14 protein-coding genes and 1 riboswitch are annotated in these 14591 nt (G+C 65.1%); of the genes, 9 read left to right on the plus strand and 5 right to left on the minus strand.

The genetic code is table 11. The features are described from left to right. Nucleotides 1-49: 49 nt before the first annotated feature. Both L1087_RS06190 and L1087_RS06195 read right to left on the minus strand, forming a co-directional pair. Complete coding sequence (locus L1087_RS06190; protein WP_234558113.1) at nt 50-1285, minus strand: ABC transporter substrate-binding protein; 1236 nt, start codon at nt 1283-1285, stop codon at nt 50-52. Then, nucleotides 1242-2435: an ROK family protein gene (locus tag L1087_RS06195; RefSeq protein WP_234558115.1), complete on the minus strand. Its 1194-nt coding sequence runs from the start codon at nt 2433-2435 to the stop codon at nt 1242-1244. Before L1087_RS06195 ends, L1087_RS06190 begins: the two co-directional genes overlap by 44 nt. 121 nt (nt 2436-2556) lie before the next feature. After that, nucleotides 2557-2715, plus strand: a riboswitch (cobalamin riboswitch). A 131-nt stretch (nt 2716-2846) separates the two neighbouring features. On the opposite strand from L1087_RS06195, the gene L1087_RS06200 reads away from it, so the two are divergent. The 6 genes from L1087_RS06200 to L1087_RS06225 all read left to right on the plus strand — a co-directional run bounded on the left by L1087_RS06200 (nt 2847) and on the right by L1087_RS06225 (nt 7927). Next, a complete protein-coding gene (locus L1087_RS06200) occupies nt 2847-3701 on the plus strand; it encodes an ABC transporter substrate-binding protein (RefSeq protein ID WP_234558117.1) in 855 nt (284 codons plus the stop codon). A 3-nt stretch (nt 3702-3704) separates the two neighbouring features. Beyond that, nucleotides 3705-4733: a FecCD family ABC transporter permease gene (locus tag L1087_RS06205; RefSeq protein WP_234558118.1), complete on the plus strand. Its 1029-nt coding sequence runs from the start codon at nt 3705-3707 to the stop codon at nt 4731-4733. Then, nucleotides 4720-5472, plus strand: coding sequence for an ABC transporter ATP-binding protein (locus L1087_RS06210; RefSeq protein WP_038042197.1), 753 nt, complete (start codon nt 4720-4722; stop codon nt 5470-5472). Before L1087_RS06205 ends, L1087_RS06210 begins: the two co-directional genes overlap by 14 nt. Beyond that, nucleotides 5453-5764 carry a hypothetical protein gene (locus L1087_RS06215; RefSeq protein ID WP_135261055.1) on the plus strand — a complete coding sequence of 104 codons (312 nt, stop codon included), beginning with the start codon at nt 5453-5455 and terminating at the stop codon, nt 5762-5764. Before L1087_RS06210 ends, L1087_RS06215 begins: the two co-directional genes overlap by 20 nt. 124 nt (nt 5765-5888) lie before the next feature. Next, nucleotides 5889-6626, plus strand: a complete 738-nt coding sequence (locus L1087_RS06220; RefSeq protein WP_234558119.1) for an SDR family oxidoreductase — start codon at nt 5889-5891, stop codon at nt 6624-6626. 134 nt (nt 6627-6760) lie between these two features. Then, nucleotides 6761-7927 carry a serine hydrolase domain-containing protein gene (locus L1087_RS06225; RefSeq protein WP_234558120.1) on the plus strand — a complete coding sequence of 389 codons (1167 nt, stop codon included), beginning with the start codon at nt 6761-6763 and terminating at the stop codon, nt 7925-7927. Here the strand turns inward: L1087_RS06225 and mntR are convergent. Genes mntR through L1087_RS06240 form a run of 3 tightly spaced genes read right to left on the minus strand, consistent with a single transcriptional unit; the run spans nt 7909 to nt 9879 of the window. Continuing rightward, nucleotides 7909-8580 (minus strand): manganese-dependent transcriptional regulator MntR, encoded by a 672-nt coding sequence (gene mntR, locus L1087_RS06230; RefSeq protein ID WP_234558121.1) that lies wholly within the window; start codon nt 8578-8580, stop codon nt 7909-7911. The genes L1087_RS06225 and mntR overlap by 19 nt on opposite strands. A 30-nt stretch (nt 8581-8610) precedes the next feature. Continuing rightward, complete coding sequence (locus L1087_RS06235; protein WP_234558122.1) at nt 8611-9519, minus strand: DUF72 domain-containing protein; 909 nt, start codon at nt 9517-9519, stop codon at nt 8611-8613. Nucleotides 9520-9558: 39 nt separating this feature from the next. After that, nucleotides 9559-9879: an ArsR/SmtB family transcription factor gene (locus L1087_RS06240; protein WP_234558123.1), complete on the minus strand. Its 321-nt coding sequence runs from the start codon at nt 9877-9879 to the stop codon at nt 9559-9561. Between the two features lie 246 nt (nt 9880-10125). Between L1087_RS06240 and L1087_RS06245 the strand changes: the two genes are divergently transcribed. The 3 genes from L1087_RS06245 (at nt 10126) to L1087_RS06255 (ending at nt 14523) form a co-directional block, all read left to right on the plus strand. Further along, entirely contained in the window at nt 10126-10608 is a 483-nt protein-coding gene (locus L1087_RS06245) for an arsenate reductase (azurin) small subunit (protein ID WP_038042204.1), read from the plus strand. Nucleotides 10609-10620: 12 nt separating this feature from the next. Then, entirely contained in the window at nt 10621-13206 is a 2586-nt protein-coding gene (locus L1087_RS06250) for an arsenate reductase (azurin) large subunit (protein WP_234558124.1), read from the plus strand. Between the two features lie 372 nt (nt 13207-13578). Next, on the plus strand, nt 13579-14523 hold the full coding sequence (locus tag L1087_RS06255; RefSeq protein WP_234558126.1) for a YbgA family protein: 945 nt from the start codon (nt 13579-13581) through the stop codon (nt 14521-14523). The last annotated feature ends 68 nt before the right edge of the window (nt 14524-14591 follow it).

The following is a 14591-nucleotide window of genomic DNA, read 5'->3' on the forward strand; positions in this document are numbered from 1 at the left end:
CTTTGGGGAAAAGCCCGTGGGGGCTTTTGCCCCCACGGGCCGAGGGGTTCTAGCGGCCCAGACCCACCTGGTTGGCGATGGCCTGGGCGGCGTTGGCCGCCGCCTGCGGGTTCTTGCTCTGCAAGAAGATCTCCATCACCGTGCCGAACTGGCTCATGAAGCTCTCCGGCGCCACCGCCCCGTGGACCAGGGAGCCCACGATCCGGTTCGTCTTCCAATCCTTCATGGCCGACTGGCCGTAGGCGTTGTACTTGGCGGGGTCGGAGTCCAGCCTTGCGGCGATGGAGCCCTTCAGGGGGTTAAAGGTGTCCTGGCCCTCCTTGGAGCCCACCAGCTTGAGCCAGTTGATGGCGTTTTGCCGGTTCTTGGCCCCCTTGGGCAGGCCAAAGGAGTCGGAGAGCATCATGAAGATCCCGGAGGTGCCGGGGGAAGGGGCCCAGGCGAAGTCGGTGCCGGGCCTGAGCTTCAAGGTGGTGCTCATGTAGCCTGCGGCCCAGTCGCCCATGATGTTGAAGGCGGCTTTGCCCTGCACCACCCGGTCCACCGCCTGCTGCCAGGAAAGCCCGGCGGCGTCCTTGTTGGCGCAGTCCAGCACCTTGCCGAAGGTTTCCCACACCGCCACCGCCTTGGGGTCGGTGAACTTCAGCTTGCCGCTCCAGAGGTTGGCCCAGCCGTCCGCGCCCAAGGTGGCCAGGGCCACGCTCTCCCAGAGGTGCTGCTGGGTCCAGTTCTCCCCCAGGGCCAGGGGCGCCTCGAGGCCCTTCCGCTTCAAGGTCTGGCAGGTGGCGAGGAACTCCGCCCAGGTCTTGGGTGGGGTCACCCCCCATTCCTTCAGCTTGGCGGGGATGTACCACATGACGTTGGAGCGGTGGATGTTCACCGGCACGCTCCAGATGCCGCCCTTGTAGGAGAGGAGGTCAACGAGCCCCTTGGGGAAGGCCTGGAGCCAGCCTTCCTGCTTGAAGAGGGCGGTGAGGTCCTCCATGCGGTCGGCCACCACCCAGGTGCCGATGAGCTCCTGTCCCGCGTGCACCTGGAAGGTGTCGGGCGGGTCGCCGCCCAGCATGCGGGTCTTCAGCACCGCCTTGGCGTTGACCCCAGCGCCGCCGGTCACGGTGGCGTTGATCACCTCCACCCCGGGGTACTTCTGCTTGTAGAGCCGGATGAGGGCTTCCAAAGCCGGGCCCTCGTCCCCTGCCCACCACGAGAAGATCTCCAACTTGCCCGTTTGGGCCAGGGCGTTAAGCCCCAAGGCCACGCCGATCGCCAAAAGCCACTTCCTCATACCGACCTCCATTGCGACGTGGGCGTTCCGCCCACAGGCCGCCCAGCTCAAAAAACCTCGCCAAAAAGAGGCTGGCCCCCCCTACCGCTGGGGCCAGGTGGCCGTAGACCGAAGGGCGCACGGGGAGGTCCCGGTGGGCCTCCAAAAAGGCGTGGGTCCGAAGGGACTGACGCAGGGGGGCTTCCAGGTACGGGAAGAACTCCGCCGCCTTTCCCCCTACCACCACCAAGGCGGGGTCGTAGGCCACGGCCAGGTTGGCCAGGAAGCGGCCCAGGGCCTCCCCTAGGTGGCGGATGGCCTCGAGGGCCTTGGCCTCCCCCTCCTTGGCCTGCCGGAGGAGGGCCTCGAGGTCCTCCGCCTGGCCTCCCAGGGCCTGGTGGTGGGCCAGGAGGTTGCCCAATCCCAGCTCCGTTTCCAAGCACCCCCTGCGGCCACAAGCGCAGGTTTTTTCCCCCTGGCCCAGCCAATGGCCCACCTCCCCTGCGGCCCCGCCTGCTCCCCGGAGGAGGCGGCCTTCGGCCACCACCCCTACCCCCAAACCGGTGCTCAGGACCAGGTAGGCTAGGTTGGCCTCCCCGTGGAAGAAGACCTCAGAGAGGGCCGAGGCCTTGGCGTCGTTCTCCGCAGCCACCGGAAGGGGAAACTCCTGGAGGAGAGGCTTGAGGTCTAGGCCACGCCAGCCCAGGTTGGGGGCCAGAAGGAGGCGGTCTTCCACCACCACCCCAGGCAGGGTGAACCCCAGGCCCAAGGGCCCAGGCACGTGGGGCCAGACCTCGGCAAGAAGCCGTTCCAGACGTTCCTTGGGACCGGCCTCCCGGGGGTGGCGCCACTCCTTGGCCCACAGGACCTCCCCCCGCCAGTCCAGGGCCAGGAGCACTGTCCCCTCCACCCCGAGCTCCGCTCCCAGGGCGAAGCGGGCCCGGGGCCTGAGGTGCAGGAGGGTACCGGGCCGGCCCAGGGGAGGGGAGGTGGAGGCCCCTTCCTCCAGAAGGCCTTCCTGCAGGAGCTCGTCCACCAGGCGGCTGACCGCGCTCTTGGCCAGGCCTGTGAGGCGGGATAGGTCGGCCCGGGTGAGGGGGCCCTTGCGCAGGTATCCCAGGATGGCCCTGCGGTTCAGCCTGCGGATCTCCTGCGTGTCGCCCTTGCGCACCTCCCACCTCTTTAGTTCGTTCTCGGCACTAAGTAAAGCACGGGCGTGTTCCGGTGTCAAGGCCTTGTCAGTTCCCGGCCTTAGGCCTTAGCCTTTCCCTAAGGCCCGCTAGGGCCCCAAAGCCAGGTCCCGTTGCCCTGGTGCCTGGGCGCGTAGTCCAGGCTTAAAGTGGGGAAGTCCGGTGCAAGTCCGGCGCTGTCCCGCAACGGTAACCGGCCAAGCTTTGCGCCCCGCTTCGCAGGCCGGAAGCCCGAATACCTGCCAGGGCCGCCCGTCAGACCCCAAGGCGGGCACCTCACGCGGATGGGGGAGCGATGGGGGCTTAAGAGCCTTTTCGGCCCCTGCCGCTTTCCGGCAGGGGCTTTCCCTACCTCTCCCAGGCCTGGCCCTAGCGGCCTTAGGGAGGTAGGCATGAAGAAGCTACTGGCGTTTCTGACGGTCCTTCTGGCGCTGGCCTTCGCTTTTCCCCTTACCCTCACCGACGACCTGGGGCGCACGGTCACGGTCAAGGCGCCGCCCAAACGGATCGTCACCATGTTGCCCTCGGTGACGGAGACGGTGTGCGCCCTGGGGGCCTGCGATCGCCTCGTGGCCACCGACGACTACTCCGATTGGCCCGAGCGGGTGAAGGCCCTGCCCAAGGCCGGGGGGCTCTACAACCCCAACCCCGAGCTCATCGTGGCCCTTAAGCCGGACCTGGTCTTGGTTTCCAAGTACGGCCGGCTTTACGAGACCCTGGAGCGGGCGGGCCTTACCGTGTATGCGGTGCGCACGGAGACCTACGAGGACATCTTCCGCACCACCCGCACCTTGGGGAAGCTCCTGGGCCTCGAGGGCCAGGCGGAGCGCCTGGTGGCCCAGATCCAGCGGGAGGTGTACCAGGAGGAAGCCCGGGCGGCCAAGGCCAAGGACCGGCCGAGGGTCTACTACGAGATCGACCCTACCCCCTACACCGTGGGCCCGGAGAGCTTCATTGGGGTCCTCATCCAGAAGGCCCGGGGGGTAAATATCGTGCCTAAGGAGCTCGGGCTCTTTCCCAAGATCGCCCCGGAGTTCGTGGTGGAGAAGAACCCCGAGGTGATCGTGGCCACCTACCCGGGTGCCCTGGAAACCATCCGGACGAGGCCTGGATGGAGCCGGGTGCGGGCGGTCCAGACGGGGCGCATCTGCGTGTTCACTGGGGGCCAAGACAGCCTCCTGTCCCGCCCAGGCCCCCGGGTGGCCCAGGGGCTTAGGCTTCTGGTGGACTGCTTCCATGGACGCTAGGCCATGACCCAGGCCCTTCCTTTGGCCCTTAGGCGGAGCCTGGTCCTCCTGTGGCTGGTTTTCCTTCTGCTTGTGGCCCTGGTGCTGGGGGTGGCCCTAGGCACGGTTAGCCTTTCTCCCCTCGAGGTGGTTCAGGCCCTCTTGGGCCAGCGGGAAAACCCCATTGTCACCGAGATGCGCCTGCCCCGGGTCCTGGGGGGGATGCTGGTGGGGGCGGCTTTGGGGGTGGCGGGGGCGGCTTTCCAGGGGCTTTTCCGCAATCCTCTGGCCGACCCCTACCTCATGGGCTCGGCGGCGGGGGCAGCCTTCGCTGTAACCCTTCTGGCTAGCTTTCTGGGGAGTCTAGCCCCTGGCTTTGCCCAGCACGCTGTTTTTCAGGGCTTACCCCCCTCCGCCACCCTCTTCGGGTTCCTGGGGGCCTTTTCCGCCACCCTGCTCACCCTGGTCCTGGCGGGAGGAGCAGCCCGTACCGGGGAGCTGGTCCTGGCGGGGGTGGTGGTGGGGAGCGTCCTGACCGGGGCCACCACCTACCTGATGCTCCAGGACGCCGACCGGGTGCGGGCGGTGTTCGCTTACACCCTGGGGAATCTGGCCTTTTTGGGTTGGCCAGGGGTGAAGGTTCTGCTTCTCTTTTTCCTACTGGCCCTTCCCCCGCTTTTGCTGTTGGGCCGGGTGTTGAACGCCCTCCAGCTGGGGGAGGAGGTGGCCAAGAGCCTGGGACTGCCCCTAGAGGGCCTTAAGCTCTTTCTCCTTCTTACCGCAAGTCTCCTGGTGGCTGCAGCCGTGGCCCAGGCGGGGATCATTGGTTTCGTGGGGCTGATCACCCCCCACCTTTTGCGGCGGTTTCTGGGGGAGGATTACCGGTTGCTCCTGCCGGCCTCCGCCTTGGGCGGGGCGGTTCTGTTGGCCCTGGCGGACCTTTTGGCCCGCACCCTTACCCGGCCGGCGGAGCTTCCCGTGGGGGTGGTCACCACCCTTCTGGGGGGGCCCTTTTTCCTCTATCTGATGTGGAGGCGGCGTGGCAGGGCTTGAGGCCAGGGGGATCGTGGGTCCCTATGCCCTTTTGGGGGTGGACCTGGCCGTAAGGCCAGGGGAGTGGGTGGCCCTCCTAGGCCCCAACGGGTCGGGCAAGAGCACCCTTCTTAGGGTGATGGCGGGGCTTCTTTGGCCTAAGGCCGGGGAGGTCTTTTTGGAGGGAAAGCCCCTTCGGGCTTATAGGAGCTATGTCCGGGGCCGGCTCCTCGCCTACCTGCCTCAGGGGGGGCCTTACCCGGAGGGGCTTTTGGTGGAGGAGGTGGTGCGCCTGGGAAGGCTTCCCCACCTGGGCCTTTGGGGACGGGAGGGGCGGGAGGATGGGGAAGCGGTGGAGTGGGCCTTGGAGGTTACGGGGGCTTCCCGCTTCCGGGGCCGGTACCTGGGTAGCCTTTCCGGGGGGGAGCGCCAGCGCGTCCTTCTGGCCAGGGCCCTGGCGGCCAGGCCCCGTTACCTCCTTCTGGACGAGCCCACCACCTTCCTGGACTTGGAATACCAGGGGGGGTTGCTGGCCCTCCTGCGGGGCTTGGTCGCTAAGGGAATGGGGATTCTCGCCGTCCTCCACGACCCTAATCAGGCAGCCATGGCTGACCGGGTGGTGGTGCTCAAGGGGGGAAGGCTTTTGGCGGAGGGAAGGCCGGGGGCGGTTTTCACCGAGCCCCTTCTCCAAGGTCTTTATGGCCCTGGGATTCGGGTGGCCCACCTCATGGGGAGGCCCCATGTCTACTTGGACGGATAGGGCCAGGCTTTACATCCGGGGCCGCGCTTTCCTCCTGGACCTTGGGGAGGAGGTGGCCTTTTACACGGAGTCCGGGCCCAAAAGGGCCCGCTACCTCCTGGTGGGTAGGCTTTCCCTGCCCGAGCGCTTGCGGCTTGGCCTGCCCCGGGAAGGGGTTCTCCACTACCCTTTGCCGGTGGACCCCTTGGCCTTTGAGTGGGAAGGGGAAACTTTGATCCTTCCAGGGCTCAGGGTGTATCTGGGAGGGCCTCCGGCCTTTGTGGAAACCCCTTACTACGCCTGGCGGCTGTAGGGCTTGGGGTTGCCGAGCCCTCCGGGAGCTCCGAAGAGGGGCCCGCTAGCCCTTGACGGAGAGGCAGGCCACGGGGTAGGGTGAGCTTACCGACCATTCGGTCGCCAAACACGGGAGGTGGCGGATGCGGCTTAAGGACAAGGTGGTGCTGATCACGGGGGCGGCCCACGGGATCGGCCGGGCTACCCTGGAGCTCTTTGCCCGGGAGGGGGCCAGGCTGGTGGCCTGTGATCTGGAGGAGGAGCCCCTAAGGGAGGCGGCGGCAGCCACGGGGGCCTTGGCCCTTCCCATGGACGTGGCCGACCCTGCTTCGGTGAAGAGGGGGTTCCGGGAGGCCCTTCAGGCCATGGGCCGCCTGGACGGGGTGGTGCACTATGCCGGCATCACCCGGGATAACTTCCACTGGAAGATGCCCCTGGAGGACTGGGAGGCGGTGCTCCGGGTGAACCTCACGGGGAGCTTCCTGGTGGCCAAGGCGGCCTCCGAGGCCATGCGGGAGCGGAATCCTGGTTCCATTGTGCTCACCAGTTCCCGGGTGTACCTGGGTAACCTGGGGCAGGCCAACTATGCGGCTTCCAAGGCGGGGGTGGTGGGGCTTACCCGCACCCTGGCCCTGGAGCTCGGGCGGTACGGGATCCGGGTGAACGCCCTGGCTCCGGGGTTTATTGAAACTCGGATGACGGCTAAGGTACCGGAGAAGGTGCGGGAGAAGGCCATTGCCGCCACCCCCTTGGGCCGTGCCGGCCAGCCCATAGAGGTGGCCTACGCCGCCTTGTTCCTTGTTTCCGATGAGTCCAGCTTCATCACCGGCCAGGTACTCTTCGTGGACGGGGGTAGAACGGTGGGGGCCGCTCCTGCCTAAGGGTAGGGAGGCTAAGTACCCCGTCGTGGCTTGCGCCACGACGGGGGCCCCAAAGAGGGCATGAGCGCGCCGCTTTGGCTTTGACCGGTGGGGCAACCTTTGCGTGCGGATGCTTAGGTTCCTAAGGGGGAACCATGGATTTTTCCCGGCTGGATGGTTTTTTGAAGAGGCAGGTGGCTGAGGGCCTTCTTCCCGGGTACGTGGCCCTGGTGGCCCGGGGGGGAGAGGTGGTCTACCAGGGGGTGGGGGGGTATCTGGATCCCGAAAGGGCTCTTCCCATGCGGGAAGACGCTCTTTTCCGCATCTACTCCATGACCAAGCCATGGGTTTCCGCCCTGGCCCTCACCTTCCTGGAGGAGGGTAGCCTTTCCCTCATGGACCCTGTGGAAAAGTACCTGCCGGGGTTCGCCGGGGTCAAGGTGGGGCGGGAAGTGGGGGAGGAGGTGGCCCTCGAGGCCCTGAGGGCGCCGGTTACCGTTTATGACCTTCTGCGCCACACGGCGGGCTTTACCTATGGGGTCTTCTTCCGCTCCCCGGTGAAACGGCTCTACCTGGAGGCGGGGGTGGACCGGTTTGACCTTTCCCGGGAGGATTTTCTTGAGCGCCTGGCCGCTTTGCCCCTGCGTTTTCAGCCGGGAGAGGCCTTTGAGTATGGGCTTTCCACCGATGTGCTTGGACATCTTTTGGAGGTGCTTGCGGGGAGGAGCCTGGCGGAGCTCTTGGAGGAACGGGTGTTCGCTCCCTTGGGGATGCGGGACTCGGGTTTTTGGGCCAGGGATCCCACCCGTTTGGCAAAGCCCTTTCCCCAGGACCCGGAAACGGGCAGGTCCATCCGCCTCATCCCTGTGGAAGCGGAGCCCCCCCGGTATGCGGGGGGCCTGGGCGGGGTGAGCACGGCCTGGGACTACCTGCGGTTCCTGGAGGCCCTGCGCACGGGCCGGGGTGTGTTGCACCCGAGCCTGTGCCGCCTCATGACCCAGGACCACCTGGGCCCCCTTTACGAGGCCGGGTTGCGGCGGGGCCTCGAGTACGCCCCAGGCCCGGGCTACGGCTTCGGCCTGGGGGTGGCGGTGCGTTTGGGCCCTGGGGGTCTGGCTCCGGGAAGCCCCGGGGACTTCTACTGGTGGGGGTTTGCCGGCACCTACTTCCTGGTGGATCCCGCCCTAGAACTGAGCGCCTTGCTTTTCACCCAAGCCCCCAATCTCCTTTCCGTGTTGGAACCGGAAAAGGCTCTTCACTCCCGGCTTGGGCAGCGGCTTGGCCTGGCCTTCCGCACCCTGGTTTACGGGACCTTTTCCTGAAGGGCCTCCACCCCAACCGCCTGGGCCAGCTCCTCGGGAAGGCGCAATACCTCCCCGGCCATTTCGATGCCCACCCCATCTCCTTTCTCCACCACCCTCAGGACCTTTCCGGGAACCAGGCCCAGCTTGGCCAGGAGGTTGAGGGTGCCCCGGTCCTGGGCCAGGGCCCGCACCACCCGGGCCTCCCCCAAGGGAGCCTGAGAGAGGGGCAGGGCTCGGGCTTCCGGCAGGGCCAGGTCCTTGGTGGGGATGGGGTCCCCGTGGGGGTCAAAGGGAGGGTGGCCTAAGAGCTCGGCGATCCTTTCCTCAAAGACCTCGCTGATCACGTGTTCCAGCCTTTCCGCCTCCAGGTGGACCTCTTCCCAACCGTAGCCCAGGGCCTGGTGCAGGTAGGCCTCGAGGAGCCGGTGGTGCCTTAAGACCTCCAGGGCAATCCGCCGCCCGGCCTCGGTGAGCCGGGCCCCCTGGTAAGGGGCATGCTCCACCAGGCCCAAGGCCGTGAGCTTCTTGAGCATCTCCGTCACCGAGGGGGGTTTAACCCCCAAGCGCTCGGCAAGCGCCTGGGTGGGCACCGGGCCTTGCCGCTCCGCCTCCAGGAGGAAAAGCTGCTTCAGGTAGTCCTCCTGGGCCTCGGACAAGGGAGGGCGCGCCATCCCCCTCAAGGTAGCATGAAACCCTAGGGGTTAAAGGAGCTTCTTGGTCCAGGGAGGAGGTCCTAGGCCCAGGAGGCCTTTAAGCCCCATGGCGGCCTCCACCCCCTGGGTGCCGTAGTTGTTGTTGAAGATGACGAAAACCGTCTCGGCCTTCTCCGCCAGGGTCAGGGTGGCTTGGGCCAGGTCCTGAAGCTCCTCTTCCGAGTAACGCCAGTTGAAGCGCTCGTAGGGCTTCCGGTGCGGGCCTTTCCAGGACTCCCTGTTTCTCCCGTGGCATCGGAGCACCGCCACGGGGTGGGTGGGTTCCAGGACCCGGGGTGGGGCCTCGGGGTGGGGTGGGGCATCCACGCTCACGTGGATGAGGCCGAGCCGCTCCAGTTCCTTCCTCACAAATCCCCAGGCCACGTACCACTTGGGGTTGCGGAACTCCACTGCCACCCAGTAGCCTTGGGTCCTTTCCGCTAAATATTCCAGGTAATGGAAGCTTCGGGGTTTAGGTTCGGTCCAGGGCGGAAGGCCAAAGTGCAGATAGCCCAACTTGCCAGCTTGCCTAAGGGGCCCGATGGCGGAGAAAAAACGGTTCCAGGCTTCCTCGATCACCTCCTTGGGCACCTCCCTCTGCGCCAAGTGGCCTTCCGATTTGGGCAGGAGGGAGCGCAGATCCTTGGGAAGGGTAGAGGCCTCGAGGCCGTGCCCGGTAAAGGCGGAAAAAGCCTTCACGTGGAAGAGAAAGCCCGCTGGGGTCCTCTCTGCCCATTTCGCCACCACCTCCCGCCGGGGTAGGGCGTAGAAGGTGCTGTCCACCTCCACGGTGTCAAAGTGCTCCGCATAGTAGCGGAGGCGCTTCTCGGGATGGTGGCGTACCTCGGGAGGATACCACCCGGAGGCGAGGAGGGTTTCGTCCGTCCAGCTGGCGGTCCCCACCCGGATCTCTCCCATGGCCTCATGGTGGCAGGGGTGGGGGTTTTAGACAAGCGCTTACCCCGCCTTGGCGGCGGCCCTTTCCGCTTGGCGGGCCAGGTGGAGGAGCTCGTGGGCTAGGGCCTCGAGGCCCCCTGGCTTAAGGCGGAAATAGGTCCAACGCCCCACCCGCACGCCCTCCACCAGCCCGGCTTCGCGAAGGATTTTGAGGTGGTGGCTTACCGTGGGGCCCGAAAGCCCGGTCTTCTCCTTCAGATGGCAAAAGCACACCCCGTAAGCGGTGCCGCAACGGGGGTCAAAGGCGGTGTGCTCGTCGGGAAGCTCCGCCAGGAGGCGGACGATGGTTAACCTGGCAGGATGCGCCAGGGCTTCGGTCAACTTAAGGGCCACATTGGGGCGGCCGGGCGCTGGATCACAAGCCATCAGGCTATACTTTAACAAAGGTCCCTCGTTTGGGAAAGGATGCTTATGATAAACGCGAGATTCCTCATGCCTGTGAGGGCCCATCGGGAGGGCGGAGACAACCCAATACCCTTGTTGGGTATAAGGACCGGTATCAAAAGAGATTGACAAAAGTCCCTTGCGTTTGATAGTCTTCAACTGTACCCAAGGAGGTGTGTGGCTATGACGCAAACCTTGTCGCGTAGGCGGTTTGTCAAGCTGACGGCGGCGGCCACCGCCCTCTTCACCGCAGGGGGCAAGGCCCAGTTGGGGTACGCGCCCAGCCTTACGTACCCGGCGGTAAAGGTGGCCAACGTTGCTCAGGTGAAAACGGGCCAGCCCATCATCTTCAACTACCCCGATGCCTCGGCACCCGCCATTTTGGTCAAGCTGGGCAAGCCGGCTATCGGCGGCGTGGGCTCGGGGCGGGACATCGTGGCCTTCTCGGCCCTTTGCACCCACATGGGCTGCCCGGTGCAGTACGAGGGGGGAAGGTTCATCTGCCGGTGCCATTACTCCATGTTCGACCCCGCCAAGGCCGGGCAGACCTACCAGGGCTTGGCCAGCTCCTGGCTTCCCCAGATTCCTTTGCGCATAGATGGCAAGGGTGATATTTACGCGGTGGCTGTGGCCGGTCTCATCTGGGGCCGGGTTAAGAACGTGTAGGAGGTGTAGGGTATGGCGCTTCTTCCCCGAAGGGACCAGCTTCCCATTCCTCCCAAGAACGCTCGGGTGTACAACACGGTGTGCCAGTACTGCAACGTGGGTTGCGGCTATAAGGTGTACGTTTGGCCCGTGGGCGAGCAGGGCGGCTTGAAGCCCAACCAGAACGCCTTTGGTCTGGACCTCTCCCAGGCCCAGCCGCCCTTGGCCGGCCAGAGCTACACGGAGACCATGCACGCGGTCACCGTGGGCAAGGACGGCCGCCAGTACCACGTGGTGATGGTTCCTGCCAAGGATAGTCCCATCAACCGGGGTAACTACTCCATTCGGGGTGGTACCAACGCCCTCACCGTGTGGAGCCTGGACCGGGGTACCCGGGACCGTCTCCTCTACCCCCTCCTTCGGGTGGGGGATCAGTTCCAGGCCATCACCTGGCAGGATGCCCTGACCCTGATGGCCGGGGTGATCAAGGGCATCCGGGACCGGGATGGCAACGACGACAACATCGCCGTGAAGTGCTACGACCACGGGGGCTCAGGCCAAGGGTTTGAGGACAACTACGGGGCGGGTAAGCTCTTCTTCAGCGCCCTTTCGGTGAAGCACATCGCCATCCATAACCGGCCCGCCTATAACTCCGAGGTCTGGGGTAGCCGCGAGCGGGGCGTACACGAGCTCAACTACACGTATGAAGACGCCCGCCTGGCTGACACCATCGTCCTTTGGGGAGCTAACAGCTACGAAACCGCCACGGTGTTCTACGTGGAGCACATGCTCCCCAACCTCCAGGGAGCCACGGTAGCGGAGAAGCAACAAGCCTTTGACCGGGGTGAGCCGGCAGAGCCAGGCTATCTGATCGTCATTGACCCCAGGAAGACCAGCTCTTATACGGTCGCGGCCTCCGTGGCCAAGGACCGGGTCCTTCTCCTTCAGCCCAACCTGGGCACGGACTACATCCTGGCCAACGCCATCGCCCGCGTGGTCTGGGAGCGGGGCTACTACGACATGGCCTACCTCGAGGCCCGCACCGACATGAAGCTTTTTGAGGAGTACAAGCAGAAGAGCCTCAAGCTTCAAGTGCCCTATGCCGAGTTCATGGCCCAGGTGGAAAGGATCACCGGGGTGCCCCGGGCCCAGATTGAAAAGGCTGCGGACTGGATCGCCAAACCCAAGGCGGGCCGCTTCAAGCGCCGCACCCTCACCATCTACGAGAAGGGCATCATTTGGAACATGAAGAACTACGACCAGGTGGCGGCCATCGTCCAGCTGGCGGTCCTCACCCACAATATCGGCCGCCCGGGCACGGGCTGTGGCCGCCAGGGCGGGCACCAGGAGGGGTATGTGCGGCCTCCTGCCCCCACCCCGGGCTCCATCTACCGGGGTGGCCCTCCTGTCAACGTGGATAAGTTCCTCACGGACGGCAAGGGCAAGTTCTACTGGGTGATCGCCAACGATCCTTATTTGTCCACGCCAAACAACCAGGTCTTCCGCAAGCGCATCCACGAGCGCACGGAGAAGCTCACCAAGGCCCTGGGTGCGGGTGGGGAGCCTGGGACCATCCAGGAACGGGTGAAGAAAATCCTGGACGTGCTCTACTCCGACCCCGATGCCCTTTTCATGGTGGTCCAGGATATCTACATGACGGAAACGGCTCGGGACGCTCACCTTATCCTGCCCGCGGCCGCTTGGGGCGAAGCCAACGACACCTCCATCAACTGCAACAGCCGCCTCCTGCGTCTCTACGAAAAGTTTATGGACCCGCCCGGCGAGGCCAAGCCCGACTGGGAGATCTTCAAGTGGGTGGGCCTGCGCATTGCTGAGCTTTACAGGGCGGAAGGTAAGGTCCAGGAGGCGGTTAAGTTTGAGTTCGGCAGGAACTGGAGGACGGACGAGGATGTCTTCCTGGCCGGGGCGGAGGAGTTTTCCGACAACCGGGTAAGCGAGGAGGACGAGGCCAAGCTGGAGGCGGAAAACTACAAAGGGGTCACCTACAAGTTCCTGAAGGAGGTGGGCCAGCAGGGCATCCAAACCCCTGTTCGCCGGGATCCCAAGACCGGGAAGCTGGTGGGCACCGTGCGCCGTTACACCCACAAGTTCGGCACCCCCGACGGCAAGTTCAAGTGGTACGGCACCGACGACTGGGAGGGGTACCCCGCCGAGGTGGCCAAGTACCTGGAAGGGGAGAAGGCCAACCAGTATCCCTTCTGGGTCACCACGGGGCGGGCCCAAACCATCTGGCAGACTGCTTACCACGACCGCCGTCTGCCCGAGAAGTCCATGGCTCTCCCCTTGCCGTATGTGGAGGTCAACCCTGAGGACGCCAAGCGGCTTGGCCTCCAGTCGGGCGACCTGGTGGAGGTTTACAACGAAGAAGGCAACGGCACCTTCATGGTTTACGTGACCGATGCGGTGAAGCCGGGAATGCTCTTCCTGGTCATGTACCACTGGCGGGGTACCTCCAACTCCCTGGTCTCGGGCTACACCGATCCCAAGACCACCATTCCTTGGTACAAGGGCACCCGGGCCAACCTCCGCAAGGTGGCAGGGGCCATTCCTTCGGTGCTGCAGACGGCTAGCCTCCTGCAACAGAACAAGTTTGACTAAGCCCTAACGCTCGCCTATCCCCGCCCCACAGGGGGCGGGGGCCTCCTTTTCCTCCGGACCCGACCTGGGGGTGTCAGGACTCGGTCATGTGGCGGCCCGGGTTTTGGCGGATCGCTGCAGGCTGCTTTCCGGATGGATCCAGGTTGATCGTGCGGGGGAGCCCCAAGGGTGAGGATGGAATCCCCTGGAAAAGGGTCGGATGGGCTAAGTACCCCGTCGTGGCACAAGCCACGACGGGGGCCCCGAAGAGGCGATAAGCAAGCCGCTTTGGCTAATGGGGCAACCTTTGCGTGCGGGTGCTTCGTTTCAAGAGGGGGTTTTGAAATGGGGAGGGCTACGTTTCCCCCTTGGGTTCCGTAAGACAATGGAAACATGGAAGCCTTTTGGCCCCGGCCGAAGGTGGTGGTGAGCGCCTGCTTGGGCTTTGCCGCCGTGCGCTACTCGGGGGAACTGATACCAGATCGGATTGTGGCTGCCTTGCGGGAGCATGTGGACTTCATCCCTGTGTGTCCGGAAGTGGAGATCGGCCTGGGGGTGCCGAGGCCCACGGTGCGCCTGGTACGGGCGGGGGAAGGGGTGCGCATGCTTCAGCCCCAAACCGGGGAGGACCTGACGGAGAGGATGGAGCGCTTCAGCCAGGGGTTCCTCGCCTCCCTGGGGCGGGTGGAGGGGTTCATCCTGAAAAACCGCTCTCCCTCCTGTGCCCTCAAAGACGCCAAGGTCTACGCCTCTGCCGAGGGCGGTGGGGTGGTGGGCAAGGGGGCTGGCCTCTTTGCCCAAGCGGCGGAAAAGATCTTTCCCCTCCTTCCCAAGGAGGATGAGGGGAGGCTCACCAACGCCCGCATCCGGGCCCACTTTCTCACCCGCATCTTCGCCCTGGCGCGGCTTAGGGCGGTGGAGGACCTCCCCGGCCTCATGGCCTTCCACGCCCGCTACAAGCTCCTCCTCCACGCCCACCACCAGGAGGCTACCAAGGCTTTGGGAAGGCTTCTGGCAGAGGCTAGGGGAGAGCCCTTTGACCAAGTACGCCGGGCTTATGAGGAGGGTTTCTTGCAAGCTACCCGACTTCTCTTCCGCCTGCCGGCCATGGCCGATGCCCTGCTCCATGCCTTTGGGTACTTCAAAAAGGCCCTTTCCCCCAAGGAGAAGGCCCATTTCCTGGACCTCTTAGCGGACTTTCGGGAGGAGCGGGTGCCCCTCGAGGCCCTCCTGGTCCTTCTCCAGTCCTGGGCCCTGCGCTTTGGGGAGGACTACCTCCAGGCCCAGGCCCTCTTCGAGCCCTACCCCAGGCCCCTCATGGACCTGAGGACCACCTAAGTACCCCGTCGTGGCTTGCGCCACGACGGAGGCCCCAAAGAGGCCATAAGCACGCCACTTTGGCTTTG

Source organism: Thermus tengchongensis (genome assembly GCF_021462405.1).
Taxonomy (GTDB): Bacteria; Deinococcota; Deinococci; order Deinococcales; family Thermaceae; genus Thermus; species Thermus tengchongensis.

What these genes read in the sequence shown, in the direction of transcription:
- L1087_RS06215 (WP_135261055.1), top strand. Translation starts at nt 5,453, where the DNA reads ATGTCTACTTGGACGGATAGGGCCAGGCTTTACATCCGGGGCCGCGCT.
- L1087_RS06235 (WP_234558122.1), bottom strand. Translation starts at nt 9,519, where the DNA reads ATGGGAGAGATCCGGGTGGGGACCGCCAGCTGGACGGACGAAACCCTC.
- L1087_RS06225 (WP_234558120.1), top strand. Translation starts at nt 6,761, where the DNA reads ATGGATTTTTCCCGGCTGGATGGTTTTTTGAAGAGGCAGGTGGCTGAG.
- L1087_RS06245 (WP_038042204.1), top strand. Translation starts at nt 10,126, where the DNA reads ATGACGCAAACCTTGTCGCGTAGGCGGTTTGTCAAGCTGACGGCGGCG.
- L1087_RS06220 (WP_234558119.1), top strand. Translation starts at nt 5,889, where the DNA reads ATGCGGCTTAAGGACAAGGTGGTGCTGATCACGGGGGCGGCCCACGGG.
- L1087_RS06255 (WP_234558126.1), top strand. Translation starts at nt 13,579, where the DNA reads ATGGAAGCCTTTTGGCCCCGGCCGAAGGTGGTGGTGAGCGCCTGCTTG.
- mntR (WP_234558121.1), bottom strand. Translation starts at nt 8,580, where the DNA reads ATGGCGCGCCCTCCCTTGTCCGAGGCCCAGGAGGACTACCTGAAGCAG.
- L1087_RS06205 (WP_234558118.1), top strand. Translation starts at nt 3,705, where the DNA reads ATGACCCAGGCCCTTCCTTTGGCCCTTAGGCGGAGCCTGGTCCTCCTG.
- L1087_RS06190 (WP_234558113.1), bottom strand. Translation starts at nt 1,285, where the DNA reads ATGAGGAAGTGGCTTTTGGCGATCGGCGTGGCCTTGGGGCTTAACGCC.
- L1087_RS06200 (WP_234558117.1), top strand. Translation starts at nt 2,847, where the DNA reads ATGAAGAAGCTACTGGCGTTTCTGACGGTCCTTCTGGCGCTGGCCTTC.
- L1087_RS06250 (WP_234558124.1), top strand. Translation starts at nt 10,621, where the DNA reads ATGGCGCTTCTTCCCCGAAGGGACCAGCTTCCCATTCCTCCCAAGAAC.